The organism is Streptomyces sp. NBC_00568 (genome assembly GCF_026341855.1).
Taxonomy (GTDB): Bacteria; Actinomycetota; Actinomycetes; order Streptomycetales; family Streptomycetaceae; genus Streptomyces.
The window spans coordinates 5905625-5920152 of sequence record NZ_JAPENW010000001.1 but is presented as its reverse complement, the minus strand read 5'-3'; the positions used below and the strand labels follow the sequence as shown (position 1 = coordinate 5920152).

Here is a 14528-nt window from a genome sequence, read left to right as displayed (position 1 = left end):
CGGATCCGAGGGAGAACAGCGTGGGCAGGCCGCTGATCGGTGTGAGTACGTATCTGGAGTCCCGGGTGCGCTGGGGCGTGTGGGAGCTGCCGGCGGCCCTGCTGCCGGCCGGCTATCCGCGGCTCGTGCAGCGGGCGGGCGGACTCGCCGCGATGCTGCCGCCGGACGATCCCGCGCTGGCACCCGCGACCGTCGCCCGGCTCGACGGCGTCGTCGTCGCGGGCGGCCCCGATGTCGACCCCGCCCGCTACGGAGCCGAGCGCTCCCCGCGTACGGGCCCGCCCGCTCCCGAGCGCGACGCCTGGGAACTCGCCCTGATCCGGGCCGCGTTGGACTCAGGCACCCCGCTCCTGGGCATCTGCCGGGGCCAGCAGCTCCTGAACGTGGCCCTGGGCGGCACGCTCGTCCAGCACCTCGACGGGCATGTGAAGGACGCCGGGGTCTTCGGGCACCACGAGGTGACGCCCGTACCGGGGACGCTGTACGCCGGTCTCGTACCGGAGCCGTGCGGTGTGCCGACCCACCACCATCAGGCCGTGGACCGCCTCGGTGCCGGCCTCCTGGTCTCCGCGCACGCGGCGGACGGCACCGTCGAGGCGATCGAACTCCCCGGTCCGGCCTGGGCGTTGGGCGTCCAGTGGCACCCGGAGATGGACGACGACCTGCGCGTGATGAGGGGCCTGGTCGCGGCGGCGTCCTGAGCGGACCGAGGCCCGCGCCGATGCGATTCGCCCCCTCCACCCCTGCCCGTCCCATGCCTGGGGGCTGCCGCCCCACACCCCCGCTCCGGCCTGAACGGCCTTGTCCTCAAATGCCGGACCGGCTGAATCTCAGCCCCTCCGGCGTTTGAGGAGCGGGGGTCCGGGGGCAGCGCCCCCGCGACGGGACGGGCAGGGGCGGAGGGGGCGAAAAACGCGTGTGCGGCTACGCGACGCCTCGCGTCAGGGAGAGCAGGTCGCGGGCCGGCCCCGTGGGGCGGTGACCCGTGGGCCAGACGGCCCGCAGGGCGCGGGCGAGCCGGACGTCGGCGAGCGGGATGCTCACCAGACGGTGGGCGGAGAGCTCCTCGCCGAGAGCGAGTTCACTGAGGACGGCGGGTCCGGCACCGCTGACGGCGGAGGCCTTGACCGCCGTCGTCGAGGACAGCTCGATCAGCGGACGGGCGAGCCCGCCGAGCGCGGTGTCGAGGACCTGACGCGTGCCCGACCCCTCCTCCCGGAGGATGAGCGGCGTGGCGGCCAGCTCCGCCGCCCCGAGCGGCGCACGGCGGCGCGCCCAGGGATGCCCGGGCGCCGTCACCACGATCAGGCGGTCGTGCGCGATGACCGTCGCGTCGAGACCGGACGGCACCGAGAGCCCCTCGACGAAGCCGAGGTCCGCCTCGCCGGACAGCAGCCGCTCGGCGACGGCGGCCGAGTTCCCGGCGAGCAGCGACACGGCGGTGTCGGGACGCTGCGCGCGCAGCGCGATCAGCCAGCCGGGCAGCAGATACTCGGCGATGGTCATGCTCGCGGCCACCCGCAGCCGCGAGTCACGCCGGTCCCGCAGCGCCTGCGCCCCCGCGTCGAACGCCTCGGCCGCGTCCACCACCCGCCGCGCCCAGTCGGTGACGAGCGCTCCCTCACGGGTGAGCCGTGACCCGCGCGGCGAGCGGTCGACGAGCGCCACCCCGAGCTGCCGCTCCATGGAACGGATACGGCTGCTGGCCGCCGGCTGGGTGATCCCCAGCTCGCGTGCGGCGCGCCCGAGACTCCCGAGGCGCGCCACCGCCAGCAGCAGTTCGAGCGCGCCGAGATCGGGTACCCGGTGCGCGATCCCGGCGCCGGGCCGATCCTCAGCATTGCTGCTACTCATAAACCCAGCTTATGTCGTCATAGGCGCGCACTCCCTGGTGGGGAGCCGGCGGGCCCGCGACCGTGGAGCCATGGTCACCGCAGCCCAGCCCTTCACCGCCCACGAGGCGGGAACCCTCCGCGACACGAAGACCCCCCGTGCGTCGCGGAACCGCGCCATCGCCGCGGTCCGGCATCTCGGCCCGAACTGGTACGCCTCTGTGATGGGCACCGCGATCGTGGCCACGGCGGGAGCTGGACTGCCCGGGCACGTGCCGGGCCTGCGCACCGCCTGTGCCGTCGTGTGGGCCCTCTCGCTCACCCTGCTGGTGGCGCTGCTCGCCGCCCGCGCCCTGCACTGGAGGCACCACAGCGACCAGGCCCGCGCCCACCTCCTCGACCCGGCCGTGGCGCCCTTCTACGGGTGCCTGTCGATGGCCCTGCTCGCCGTGGGCGGCGGCACCCTGCTCGTCGGCCGGGACTGGATCGGGACTCCGGCGGCGGTCGCCGTGGACGCCGTCCTGTTCACCGCCGGGACGGTGGTCGGACTCGCCGCGGCCGTGACCGTCCCGTACCTCATGGTCGTACGGCATCGCATAGAGCCCGGCCAGGCCTCCCCGGTGTGGCTGCTGCCGATCGTCGCCCCGATGGTGTCGGCCGCCCTCGGTCCCCTGCTCGTCCCCCACCTGCCGGCCGGGCAGCCCCGGGAAACGCTGCTCCTCGCCTGTGTCGCGATGTTCGGCCTCAGCCTGCTCGGCACCTTCGTGATGCTGCCGGTGATCTTCGCCCGGCTGGTCACCTCGGGCCCGCTGCCGCTCGCGCTCACCCCGACGCTCTTCCTGGTGCTCGGCCCGCTGGGCCAGTCGACGACCGCGGTGGGCAAGTTCGCGGACGCGGCGCCCGGGGTGATGCCCGCCCCCTTCGACCAGGGTTTCGCGCTCCTCGCCGTGCTCTACGGCGTCCCCGTGCTGGGATTCGCGCTGCTGTGGCTCGCGCTGGCCGTCGCGATGGTCGTACGGGCCCGCCGTCAGGGCATGGGCTTCGCGATGACCTGGTGGGCATTCACCTTCCCCGTGGGGACCTGCGTGACCGGCGCGGAGGGCCTGGCCCGGCACACCGGTCTGGCCGCCTTCGACACGCTCGCGGTCGCCCTGTACGTCCTGCTGGTGGCCGCGTGGTCGGTGGCCGCCGTCCGCACGGCCCACGGCCTGGTCAGCGGCAAGCTGCTCGCAGCGCCTCGCTGAAAGTAGCCTCGTGCATCGCGCCTGCAGACTTCACCGTCCTCATTGGCTTGGCCACGGTTTGTTCCTCATCCGTATCCCCGCTGCCTGGAAGCGGGACCGCATGACGTGGATCGTCATGCCGCGTTCACAGCCTCTTCCGTGCTGTGGGCAGCCACCTGCCGAGGCTGCTCTACTCCACGTCGATGCCGTCTCGTGGCAGACATGCGCAGGGCCGTGTGTCCGGGCCGACGGCCGCCGTTCGGATCACCCAAGGCGGCCCTTCAGGTGACTGCCGGACGCATCATGAGCCAGGCAGCCGTCGCAGGGGTACGACGTCTCAGCAGAGAACGAACCCAGAACGCCGTGAGGAGCTTGGCAATGTACGCAGCAGTCCGGCGGTACGAAGGGGTGACCGATTCGGCCGAGGCGGCACGTCTCGTGAACGAGGGGTTCGTCGCACTCATGCGCCAGGTCTCCGGCTTCGTGGCCTACTACTGGATCGATGCCGGGGACGGAGTGATGGTCTCGACCAGCGTCTTCCAGGACCAGGCCGGTGCCGAGGAATCGATCTCGAGGGCTGCGGACTTCGTGCGGGACAACCTCGCATCACTGCTCCCCAACCCTCCCCAGGTCATGGCCGGCGAGGTGGTGGCTTCCGCATGACAGCGTTCGGACCAGCCACCCCGTCGAAGGCGTCTGGTCACTGCTGCGGCGCAGTTGCACCGCGAACGTGCTCTTCAGCGACCATGACCAGCCTGGAGCAGGCAATCCGGCGTGGTCGGCGCAGAATCCAGCAGCACCCTGACCTCATCAACGGATGCCTACAGGGCACCAGACTGAGTCCCCTACCGGCCTGACCACTCACCCGACAACCCATCGGAGAGGTCAGTAACAACCATCGGTCAGGCTGACGGATCAGTCATGACCACTCGACGGGGCACACGGAAGATCTACGCCCACGAATCGGTCATTCGAACGTGCTCGTCCATGGGGCCGTTGGTGAGCCATCCGCATCCAGCCCGTGCAGCCAAGGCACCTCTGCCCCGGCGTGCTGCAGCATGTAGCCCAGGTCCACCAGGGCTCGCGTGTCGCCGGCGTCGGCGGCCTGCAGGGCCAAGGTTTCGGCACCCTGTTGATCCCCTGCCTGCGCGCTCAACAGGGCAAGATCCGTTAGTGCGTCTTTGTCGTCGGCCTCAGCTGCCTCGCGGTACACCGCTTCGGCAGCCTCCCAGTTTCCTCCCTGCTGCCGTATCCGGGCCAGAGCCAAGAGGACTCGCGTGTCGTCTGCGTCGGCGGCCTGCCGAGCCAAGGCCTCCGCACCCTCAGGATCTCCTGCCCTCTCGCGCAACACGGCCAGGCCTATTAGAGCGTCTGTGTCACCAGCCTCGGCGGCCCTGCGGTACAAGGCCTCGGCAGCCTCCGGGTCCCCCACCTGCTCCCGTATCCGGCCGAGGGCCAACAGAGCACTGCTGACGGCGCCAAAGCCGGCAACCGTCTCCATGTATAGGGTTTCGGCACCCTCCCAATCCCCAGCTGCGTCCCGCATCAATGCCAAGCCCAGCAACGCCAGGAAGTCACCCTCGTTGGCAGCCTCCCGAGCCAAGCTCTCGGCGCCCTCTCGATTCCCGGTCTGCTCCCGTACCCGGGCCAGGAACAACAGGGCGGGAGCGTCACCAGCAGCCGCGGCCTCCCTCGCCATGGCCTCGGCACCTCTCTGATCGCCCACTCGTTCGCGCATCCGGGCCAAGATGTTCAAGGCTCGCGTGTCGCCGGCGTCAGCGGCCTCACGAGCGAAGGTTTCGGCACCCTGAGGATCTCCCACCTGCTCCCGCAGTCGGGCCAGAACCCGAAGGACTCGCGTGTCGCCAGCGTCAGCCGCCTGCCGAGCCAAGGCCTCCGCGCCTTCCCGATCCCCCGCCCGGTCCCGCAACAGGGCCAGGGCTCTGAGGCTGTAGGGGTCACCGGCGTCGGCGGCCTCCCGGTACAGAGTCTCGGAACCTTCACGATCCCCCGCCCGGTCCCGCATTTTGGCCAAGACCTTCAGGAGCAGCGTGTCGCCGGCGTCGGCTGCCTCTCGAGCCAAGGCTTCGGCCCCTTCCTGATCTCCCTCCCTCTCCCATGCCTGGGCTAGGGACAACAGAGCGCCCCCCACACCAATGTGGGCGGCCTCGAGGTATAGGGCTTTGGCGCTCTCCCGGTCCCCCGCCTTATGCCGCATCGAGGCCAGGAGTCTCAGGGCATCTGCAGCGCCAGCGTCGGCGGCTCTTCGATACATGGCTTCGGCACCATCGCTATCCCCTGCCTTCTCCCGCGCCCCGGCGAGAGCCGTCAGGGTGAACGGGTCCCCAGCGTCAGCGGCACGCAGGCGTAGATGGTGAGCCCACTGAAGGCGATACCGGTCTTGAGCCGCTGTGGCGAGGTTCCTTAGATCCTCGGCATGGGTGAGGTGAGTGTGGGCTGCGTACCAAAAGGGACCGGGTGGACACAGCCGACGACGGGCGGTGTGCCCGTGCTGTTCCAGGTAGTCGGCCAGGCGGAATAGCAACCCCGCAGCTGGACTCGAGGCAACGGGTGCTGGCGTCCCGGGTGGGCGGTTTGCCAGGCGGCGGAGGGGCGCTTGCTTGCCATGTACGGGCCGGGAAAGCTCGGTGAAGGCGGCCTCCGCCCAGTCGTCGGGGAGGTAGTCGCAGTCGGGTTCGGGAAGGTAGCCGGCTGCGGCGTCAATGAGGAAAGCCTGGGAGAGGTACGGTCCGACACCGAGGCGGCGGGCGTCCATGGCCGCTTCCAGCAGAGCCCGGGCGGCGGGCGTGCCGTGTTGATAGCGGCGCAGGAGTTCCGGGGCTCCAGCAAGGTCCTGTGTCACCTGCCCATGCGTGCTAGCCCTGGTAAGGACATCGGCAAGCAGCCGGTCGCCGTTGTGCGCCAAGACGGCTGCAGCCCTCAGCGCTGCGGTGTCGAAGCTGGCCGGGACGCTGAGCGTGCGACCGGCAAGGAGCTCCCGTACCCGGCTGTGCGGATCGGGTTGGCCTGGCGAGGGAAGAGCCATGTACTGGCGTGCATAGTCGGGCCACAGAGTGCCCAGAATCAGGACGGGCATACGTCCTGGATCTGTGAGCAACGCATGCGCCGCAGAGGCGACTCGCTCTCCTAATGTTGCATCACCGAGGTAGTGCTGCGCCTCGTTCAGCCACACCACCGTCTGGGGCCGTACCCGGTGCAGGTCCTCCAACGCGGCATCCGCCCGGGTGGGGTCGAAGGGATGCCACAAACGCCATCCGTGGTCCGCCAGCGGCTGAACAGCCTCCCAGCAGGCCCTCGTCTTGCCGGTTGAGGAAGACCCTACGAGTACCAACAGACGACTGCGTCCCTGCAGCGCATCCGTAACCGCGGCAGACAGGACTTGGTCGTGATCTCGCAGGACGTAGGCGGGTAGCAGCGCCTCGACGTGCCCGGACCGACTAACGTCACGTAGGGCATCGGCGGGATGCACCTCCAAGTCGTAAGGGTTCCAGAGGCTGATCGGCCTGCCCAGAGCGTTAGCCCGCTGAGAATATTTCCCTTCCTCGACGGCTGCCCGCCGCAGCTGTTGCATGTCGGTCTCCGGCAAGCGCAATACGCGAGAGATTGCCGCGACCGTTTCTGGGGAGGGTGGAGGGCCATCGACCTTGATCGCTTCATGGACAGTCGTGCGGCTCAGGCCGGACTGCTGCGCGAGCTGCGTCTTGGTCAACCGAGCGCGAGCCAGCCCGTCGCTCAGTCTATTGCGCAACTCAGCCAGTGCCGCCTCACGTTCATCGAGCCATTCGTGCACGGCGCCCCCTGCTGTTGCGTTCGGCGATGTTCATCTTCGTCCGGTCGAACCATGGCGAACAGCGATTCCGCGACCTTCGAGTGCGTCAACGACGCATCGGATCAAGGAGTCTGTCGTGTCTGCTGTGTACATCGTCCTCTTCGTCGGCGCACTAGTTGTGATCTTCGCTCTACTGGCGGCCGCTGCCGCGGCCAAGCTTGCCCGTCTGGACGGAGCCACTTACCCCGCGGCCCTAATGCGGGGCGCCGCTGCTTTTGTGGCAGTCCTGACGCTCGCGGCCGCGGCGACTGGGGCGCTGGCCTCTGTCCTCACGTAAGCACTAGCTGGCTGCCTTCTATCCGTCCGCGTGGTCGGTCGGTTTCGAACAGGGGCCTGGTTCGGGTGAGCCTGCCGGTGCGGGTGAATGGGCGAAGGGCCTCTCGGTAGCTCGCGGTTGTCGAAGCCAGCGAGAAGCAAGAGTCCCTGTTGTGGAAGTGTTGCGTGGTCGCGGTTGTCGAGTCCAATTCGTCCACTCGTTGGTGTGGCTGTCTCGCCCATCGGTTCGGGAACACGGCCGACCGGCGGAGCGGTGGTCCCGGTAGGACTCGGACATGAGTGATGCCGAGTGGGCACGGGTGCGGGATCTGCTTCCGGTGCCGGCATGGCTGGCGGGCCGGGGCGGGCGGCTGGAGGGGTGCTGCCATCGGCAGATGATCGACGCGGTGCGTTTCCTCGTAGACAACGGCATCAAGTGGCGGGCGATGCCTTCCGACTTCCCGTCCTGGCCGCGCGTGTATGCGTTCTTCGCCCGCTGGAGGGATACGGGGCTGGTCGCCGAGCTGCACTACCGGCCACCGAGGCCGTCCGAGGGGCAGAGGGCCGCAGCCCGGAGCCGAGTGCGGCGGTCATGGACTCGCATTCGGTGAAGGCCGAGGCCACCGTCGCCCACACATCGCGGGGTTTCGAAGAAGATCAAGGGGCGCAAACGGCACCTGCTCACCGACCCGCTCGGACTTCTCCTGGCCGTGCTGGTCACGCCGGCATCCACGACAGACCGGGATGGGGTCCGGATCCTTCTGCCGGCGGCGACGGGCCGCTTCCGGCGGCTCTCACGGGTCTGGTCCGAGGGCGGTTACACCGGACACCTCGCCGACTGGACCGCAATGCATCTCGGGCTCGTCCTTGATCTGGTGCGTCGCCGCGACGACGTCAGCGGCTTCCAGATCGCGGCCCCTCGCTGAAAGCAACCTCTCCGCGTCCTCGCCTCCCCTCCGACTTCACCTCGATCCCTGTGATCACCGGCTTCACCGGCTTCACCGGCTGACCCTCGCGCAGGGTGCACCGGCTCCTGCGACTCCTGCGGCCCCGCGACGGCCGGCCCGTGCCGAAACCCGCGAAGGCATGCTGGAGCACACAGTTGGGCAGTGTGACGTGTCACAGACAACACGGCGCCACTGTGGGAACTTCAAGTGCCCTTCCTTCCAGCTGAGTTACCGATGTGCCGTGCGTAAGAGGTGGAATCGCGGGCCGGCGAGGGAACCGGCGAGAGGGGCGGCCCGCATGTGGAGAGGATCGAATGCGCTCTTTGGAAGCCCTGACGCTTGATCAGGTGGTCGACACGGCTCGCTATCCCCTGTCGGAACTCGCGGGCGCCCGGGGACAGGCCGTGGTCTCCCGCGCCCGGCGCGACCTGTCGACTCTCGGCTGCACCGTGCTGCCGGACTTCATCCGTCCGTCACTGCGCGATGTGCTGCGGCAGGAGTGCTCGGCCATCGCCCCCCGGGCGCACCACGACGTCGAGACGGTGAACGTCTACAACATCGCGGTGGACTCGGCGCTGCCGGAGGACCATCCGGGCCGGAAGACCTTCGAGCGGGGCAACGCGTTCGTCGCGCGGGACCGCATCCCCGCGGACTCCCTCATCAGCCGGCTCTACTCCGACGTGGTGTTCCGGCACTTCATCGCGCGCTGCTTCGAACTGCCGGAGCTGCACGAGCTGGCGGACCCGCTCTCCGGGCTGGTGCTCAACGTCATCGCGCCGGGCATGGAACACCCCTGGCACTTCGACACCAACGAGTTCACCGTGAGCATGCTCACCCAGCAGGCGCAGTCCGGCGGCGCCTTCGAGTACTGCCCGAACATCCGGACCGCGCAGGACGAGCATTTCGACGACGTCCGGGACGTGGTGGACGGCCGGGGCGAGCGGTTGACCCGGCGCCTCCCCCTTCGACCGGGTGACCTGCAGCTGTTCAAAGGGCGCTACTCACTGCACCGAGTGAGCCCGGTGCGCGGCGAGGTCGCGCGCCACTCCGCGATCTTCGCCTACAGCGAGCGCCCCGGCGTCATCGGGAGCGTGGAACGGACCCGGCAGCTCTTCGGCCGGGTGCTGCCCGAGCACCTGGCGGCCGAGGGCCGGGCGGTCCGCGGCGACCGCCTCCTGGACTAGCGGGCGACGAGAACCCGTAGTCGCCGTAGGCCGTTTCCCCCCTGCTTCCCCCGCGTCCCCCTGCGCGATCCACGGAGGAGTAAGCCCTGTGCGTTTCGACGTGACCGGAAAAGTCTCACTCGACCACATCTACGACCAGCCCGATCCGCGGTCCTATTTCACCGCGCTGCGCCCGCTCGACTACGGCGTTCCGCAGCAGGCCAAGCCCTACTTCGCCAAGATCATCACGGAGTACCGGGAGTCCCGGCGCGTCGCCGTACCGAAGGTGCTGGACATCGGCTGCTCGTACGGGATCAACGCCGCCCTGCTGAAGTACGACGCGTCCATGGACGAGCTGTACGCGCGCTACGGCGACGAGGACCGTGCGAGTGAGAGCCGCGAGGCTCTGCTGGCCCGCGACCGGGAGCTGGCCCGGTCACGCCGACCCCCGCAGGCGATCCGCTTCGTCGGCCTCGACACCTCCGGCAGCGCGCTGTCCTACGCTCTTGAGGCCGGGTTCCTCGACGACGTGGTGCACGCCGACCTGGAGGAGCACGAGCCCACACCGGGACAGCGCGCCCAGCTCTCGGGTACGGACCTGGTGATCTCGACGGGCTGCGTCGGCTACGTCACCGAGCGGACGCTCACGCGAGTCGTCCGGGCGCAGGGCGTCCGCCGGCCCTGGATGGCGCACTTCGTGCTGCGGATGTTCCCGTTCGACCCCGTCGAGCGCGCGCTGGCGAGTCTGGGCTACCGGACCGTCCGCGTCGACGAGGTGTTCAGACAGCGGCGGTTCGCCTCCCCGCAGGAGCAGGCGCTCGTGCTCGACGGCATGTCCGCCGCGGGGGTGGATCCACGGGGCCTGGAGGCGGAAGGCTGGCTGTACGCACAGCTCTACCTTTCCCGGCCGTACGACATCACAGGTACCGACGATCCGAATCGAGAACAGAGTTGAAGACCAGTCAGGATGCGTCAGGCAACGCGACCTTCGCCCAGGAGGACGGCCTCCCGCGCGTGCCGCTGCCCACGCTGGAGGCGAGCTGCGAGAGGTTTCTCGCCTGGTGTACGCCGCTGCTGACCGCCGAGGAGCGGTCGGCGACCGAGGCGGAGGTCGCCGCCTTCCTCCGGCCCGGTGGCCCCGGCCGGGTGCTGCATGCCGCGCTGGAGGAATACGACGCCACGGAGGGCGTGCACAGCTGGCTCGACACCTTCTGGCCGTACCGATACCTGGGCCGCCGGGACCGGATCGCCCTCAACGCCAACTTCTTCTTCCTGTTCCAGGACTCCGGCCAGGCGCAGGTGGAGCGGGCGGCCGGGCTCGTCGCCGGGGCACTCAACTACAAGCAGCAGCTCGATCAGGGGCTGATTCCTCCGGTGGTGCAGCGCGGAGCGCCTCAGTCGATGGTGCAGAACAAGTTCCTGTTCTCCACCACGCGTATCCCCGGCGTGCCGCAGGACACCGTCCGCGCCCCGTACACCGAGGAGTGGCCCGGCCCGTCCGAGGCCCGGCACATCGTGGTGTTCTTCCGGGGCGGCATGTTCCGGCTGGACGTGCTGGGTCCGGACGGTGTCCCGCACAGCCTGGACGACATCGAGGCGGGGCTGCGCGCCGTGATGAAGGCCGGCCCGGCCGACGCGGACACCTCGGTGGGCCACCTCACCACCATGGCCCGCGCGGAGTGGGCGGCCGCCCGGGAGTCCCTTCTCGCCTGCCACCCCCGCAACGCCGACGCCCTCGACGATGTCGAGACCGCGCTGTTCTGCGTCGCTCTGGAGGACTTCGCCCCCGCGGACGTCCAGGAAGCCTGTGACCAGCTGCTGTACGGCGACCGCGGCAACCGCTGGTTCGACAAGGCCGTGTCCTTCGTCGTCTTCGCCGACGGACGGGCGGGCATCAACGTCGAGCACTGCGAGCTGGACGGGACCACGATCCTCACCTTCACCGACGCCCTGCTCAACACCCCGGCCGAGGAGCAGTCCCGGCAGTCCGGAGCCCGCTCGCAGGGACTTCCGGCGCTGGAGCCGATCGTGTTCGAACTGGACGACGCTCTGCGGGACCAGGCGCGCTCCGCCGCCGCCGCCTTCGCGGCGTACGGGGAGAACACCGCGACCAGCACGCTGTCGTTCGCGGACTTCGGCAGCAGCGCGGCCAAGGTGCTGGGGGTCTCGCCGGACGCGTTCGTCCAGGCCGCCTACCAGCTCGCCCACCAGCGCGCCAAGGGGCACCTGGGCGCCACGTACGAGTCGATCGCCACCCGGCAGTACCGGCACGGGCGGACCGAGGCGATGCGCGTCGTCACCCCCGAGATGGTGGCCTTCGTGGCGGCGATGGAGGACCCGGAAGCGGACGCGGACGCCCGGCGCGCCGCGTTCCGGGCAGCCACGGAGGCCCATGTGGCGCGCGCCAAGGCGTGCCAGGCCGGGCAGGTGCCCGAGCAGCACCTGTGGGAGCTGGAGCTGATCCAGCGCCGGCGGGGGGCCGAGCTCGGGGTGACCGAGCAGCCCGCGCTGTACCGGACGCCGGGCTGGTCGACCATGCGGGACGACTACCTGAGCACGAGCTCCGCGCCGTCCGTCAATATCCAGCACTTCGGCTTCGGGTCGACCAGCAGCCAGTGCATCGGTGTCGCCTATGTGCTGCTTCCCGAGCGGTTCAACCTCTACCTGAGCACCCCGTTGGCGGTCGCCGCGCAGATGCGGACGTTCGCCGACCGGCTCCGGGAGGCGATGGACGAACTCCGGGAGCTGCTGGCGCCCGAGCGACCGAAGGACTGAACGGACACCGCCGCCGGACCCTGGCCCCCGACCGGAACTCCTGTTCGGGGACCACGGTCCGGCAGCCTGGGTCGGCTCCAGTGGCTGAGCCGGTCCTGAGCATCGAAGGGGTTCGCGAACGTGTGCCGTGAACTGGGCGTGACCAGATCGCGCGGGGCGGTCGGAACCTCGGCGGACAGCGCCGCCGCCGGATCCTTCAGCGGTCGGCGGGTCGCAGCGCTTCGATGAAAGGAGCCTCTGCCGGTTCGCTCGCGGGCTCGGCGACGTCCCTCAGCCGTCGCCCCGCTCATCTTCAGGAGTGGCCACGACTTCCTCGCCTTGGGCGGTCGACCACTTGAGCTCGATCTCCAGTTCCATCTTCCCGTCCCCGACCTCCACTTCGATTTCGCTCTGCAATTCCTGGGGGATCTGCAGGCTCAGCTTGCCGGGGCCGAGCTGGAGCTCGGCACGGCCACCATCCCTGAGCGCGACTGCGAGTGCCGCGAGCTGATCGGCGGCCTCAAGGCGTGACAAGGAACTTTTGTGCTCGAATTCGAGGTCCTTCACGGAGATCTCCGATCCGGCGGAAAAGGTATGCCTCAGTCATTGTGATGCCGTGCGTCGCAGGAGGCATCCTCACGGCGGGATGGACCCGCTCCGGCGTGGCGATGCCCTTTCCGATGGCGATGTGCGACCGGCGTGGGCTATGAGCGCCGGAACGCCGGCCGTGCCACTTCCCGGAACGGCACAACCAGGTACACCGCGATTCCGAAGTACAACGCCACCGCGACTTCCGGCAGGACGATTCCGATCAGGATCGCGATCACGTATCCGATCACGACGGGCAGAAGTCTTGGATGTGCCTGCTGTTGCGTCTCGGTCGTGTCCGCGCGACGCGTAGAGGTGCTCGCGCCGTGCGTACGCACTCAGTGCGGCCGAGCAGGAAGAGCAGGTTGAGGCTCAGGAAGTTCGGATCTGCCCGTGTGAGCCGGTCGGTCATGGCGGTGTGGGCGAGCAACCTGATGTCGGCAGGCGCGGGGTTGTGCGCCCGATGCCCGCCGTCATCGGAGGCGGGTTCATGGCATCCGGGGAGGCGCTGTTCGCAGCGCCTCGCCGAGCCGCGCGGGGGCCTCGGCCAGCGAGGGTCCGTACCAGGTCAGCAGGCGGCCGTCGACCAGGGCGCAAGGAATCCCCGCGAAGGATTCCGGCCCGTCGTCGGCGGTGAAGCGGTACGGCTCGTCGGGCAGCACCACGAGATCGGGGGCCGCCGCGGTCAGCTCGGCGAGCGGGATGCGGGGATAGCGCTCCTCGTGGCGCGCGTAGAGGTTGTCGACGCCCAGCCGGGCGAGGACGTCTCCGGCGAAGGTGTCGCGGCCCAGCACCATCCAGGGCCGCCGCCAGACCGGCACGATCGCGGTCGTACGACGTGCCGGGGCGGGCGGGTCCTCCCACGCGGCCTCCGCCTCGTCCAGCCAGCGCGGACGGGCGGACGCACCGCACGCGCGGAGCACCCGGTCCAGTTCCCGAAGGGCCCCCGGCACATCCCGCACCTCGGTGACCAGCACCTCGACGCCGGCCTCCCGCAGGGCGGTCAGATCGGGCTCCCGGTTCTCCTCCTCGTTGGCGACGACGAGGTCGGGCGCGAGCCGCACGACGGCGTCGACGTCGGGGTTCTTGGTGCCCCCGATCCGTGCGACGTCGAGGTCCGCGGGGCGGCTGCACCAGTCGGTCGCGCCGACCAGGGCGCCGGGGACCGTCACGGCCACGGCCTCCGTCAGCGAGGGCACGAGGGACACCACCCGCATGCCCGTCCGCCTCTCCCTCGCCGTCTCGCCGTCTCGCCCGCCGTGTCCCGCCCGCACCGCTCAGCGCTTTCCGGCGTTGTGCCGGTCCTCCACCGCGTCGATGTGGTCGGCGACCTCGACCACGACCACCCGGGTGTCCGGCACGGTGGCGCGCCAGCGGTGCCGCACGCCGCCGGTCAGATAGAGCGTGTCACCTCGGCCCAGGCGATGGGCGCGCCCCTCCGCCTCGACCTCGACGGCACCGTCGGCGACGTACATCAACTTGTCGTTGCGGTGCTGGAGTTCGCGTCCTTCTTCGTGGTCACCGGTGAACTCGGTGGCGTGCATCTGGTGGTGACCGCGCACCAGGGGGCGCATATGGGCCTCGGGCGTGAACTCGGCGCCCGCGTCGGCGCGTACGACGTCGACACTGCACGCCGGGTCGGCGGCGGCCAGCAGGTCGACGGCGGTGGTGCCGAGAGCGTCGGCCACTCTCTCCAGGGAGCTTTTGCTGGGCCGCGCCCGCTCGTTCTCCACCTGGCTGAGAAAGGGCACCGACAGGCCGCTGCGCTCGGCCACCACGGCGAGGGTGAGCCGTAGTGCCCGACGCCGTCGCCGTACGGCCGCACCCACCCGAAGGGGCTGTTCTTTGTGGTCGCCCATGGCTCCGGCTCCCTCCCTCGCGTCGTCGGTCCGCGAACCGTCCGGATTTCCGGCCCG

General features: G+C 70.0%; 15 protein-coding genes. 9 read left to right on the top strand and 6 right to left on the bottom strand.

All coding sequences use genetic code 11. The features are described from left to right. The first annotated feature begins 20 nt into the window (after nt 1–20). Nucleotides 21–701, top strand: a complete 681-nt coding sequence (locus OOK38_RS25710) for a gamma-glutamyl-gamma-aminobutyrate hydrolase family protein (RefSeq protein ID WP_266756742.1) — start codon at nt 21–23, stop codon at nt 699–701. A gap of 223 nt (nt 702–924) precedes the next feature. On the opposite strand, the gene OOK38_RS25705 is transcribed toward OOK38_RS25710, so the two are convergent. Continuing rightward, complete coding sequence (locus OOK38_RS25705; RefSeq protein ID WP_266756744.1) at nt 925–1854, bottom strand: LysR family transcriptional regulator; 930 nt, start codon at nt 1852–1854, stop codon at nt 925–927. Nucleotides 1855–1924: 70 nt separating this feature from the next. Here OOK38_RS25705 and OOK38_RS25700 point away from each other — a divergent pair, with 70 nt between their 5' ends. Beyond that, nucleotides 1925–3076, top strand: coding sequence for a TDT family transporter (locus OOK38_RS25700; protein ID WP_266756746.1), 1152 nt, complete (start codon nt 1925–1927; stop codon nt 3074–3076). Nucleotides 3077–3433: 357 nt separating this feature from the next. After that, entirely contained in the window at nt 3434–3718 is a 285-nt protein-coding gene (locus tag OOK38_RS25695) for a hypothetical protein (protein WP_266756748.1), read from the top strand. A gap of 304 nt (nt 3719–4022) precedes the next feature. On the opposite strand, the gene OOK38_RS25690 is transcribed toward OOK38_RS25695, so the two are convergent. Beyond that, entirely contained in the window at nt 4023–6647 is a 2625-nt protein-coding gene (locus OOK38_RS25690) for a tetratricopeptide repeat protein (protein ID WP_266756750.1), read from the bottom strand. A gap of 334 nt (nt 6648–6981) precedes the next feature. On the opposite strand from OOK38_RS25690, the gene OOK38_RS25685 reads away from it, so the two are divergent. The 6 genes from OOK38_RS25685 to OOK38_RS25660 all read left to right on the top strand — a co-directional run bounded on the left by OOK38_RS25685 (nt 6982) and on the right by OOK38_RS25660 (nt 12045). After that, nucleotides 6982–7182 (top strand): hypothetical protein, encoded by a 201-nt coding sequence (locus tag OOK38_RS25685; protein WP_323178827.1) that lies wholly within the window; start codon nt 6982–6984, stop codon nt 7180–7182. Nucleotides 7183–7456: 274 nt separating this feature from the next. After that, nucleotides 7457–7771, top strand: a complete 315-nt coding sequence (locus OOK38_RS25680) for a transposase (protein ID WP_266756752.1) — start codon at nt 7457–7459, stop codon at nt 7769–7771. Nucleotides 7772–7816: 45 nt separating this feature from the next. Next, nucleotides 7817–8086 (top strand): transposase, encoded by a 270-nt coding sequence (locus OOK38_RS25675; RefSeq protein ID WP_323178852.1) that lies wholly within the window; start codon nt 7817–7819, stop codon nt 8084–8086. A 335-nt stretch (nt 8087–8421) separates the two neighbouring features. Beyond that, nucleotides 8422–9291, top strand: a complete 870-nt coding sequence (locus OOK38_RS25670; protein ID WP_266848847.1) for an arpA protein — start codon at nt 8422–8424, stop codon at nt 9289–9291. An 88-nt stretch (nt 9292–9379) separates the two neighbouring features. Then, complete coding sequence (locus tag OOK38_RS25665) at nt 9380–10225, top strand: class I SAM-dependent methyltransferase (protein WP_266756756.1); 846 nt, start codon at nt 9380–9382, stop codon at nt 10223–10225. Further along, a complete protein-coding gene (locus OOK38_RS25660) occupies nt 10222–12045 on the top strand; it encodes a choline/carnitine O-acyltransferase (protein ID WP_266756758.1) in 1824 nt (607 codons plus the stop codon). Before OOK38_RS25665 ends, OOK38_RS25660 begins: the two co-directional genes overlap by 4 nt. 270 nt (nt 12046–12315) lie before the next feature. Here OOK38_RS25660 and OOK38_RS25655 read toward each other — a convergent pair whose 3' ends face one another. The 4 genes from OOK38_RS25655 to OOK38_RS25640 all read right to left on the bottom strand — a co-directional run bounded on the left by OOK38_RS25655 (nt 12316) and on the right by OOK38_RS25640 (nt 14471). Further along, on the bottom strand, nt 12316–12591 hold the full coding sequence (locus OOK38_RS25655; RefSeq protein WP_266756760.1) for an amphi-Trp domain-containing protein: 276 nt from the start codon (nt 12589–12591) through the stop codon (nt 12316–12318). A gap of 137 nt (nt 12592–12728) precedes the next feature. Continuing rightward, a complete protein-coding gene (locus OOK38_RS25650) occupies nt 12729–12863 on the bottom strand; it encodes a hypothetical protein (protein WP_266848846.1) in 135 nt (44 codons plus the stop codon). A 237-nt stretch (nt 12864–13100) separates the two neighbouring features. Further along, complete coding sequence (locus OOK38_RS25645; protein ID WP_266756764.1) at nt 13101–13829, bottom strand: helical backbone metal receptor; 729 nt, start codon at nt 13827–13829, stop codon at nt 13101–13103. Nucleotides 13830–13889: 60 nt separating this feature from the next. After that, nucleotides 13890–14471 (bottom strand): helix-turn-helix domain-containing protein, encoded by a 582-nt coding sequence (locus tag OOK38_RS25640; RefSeq protein WP_266756766.1) that lies wholly within the window; start codon nt 14469–14471, stop codon nt 13890–13892. Between the last annotated feature and the right edge of the window lie 57 nt (nt 14472–14528).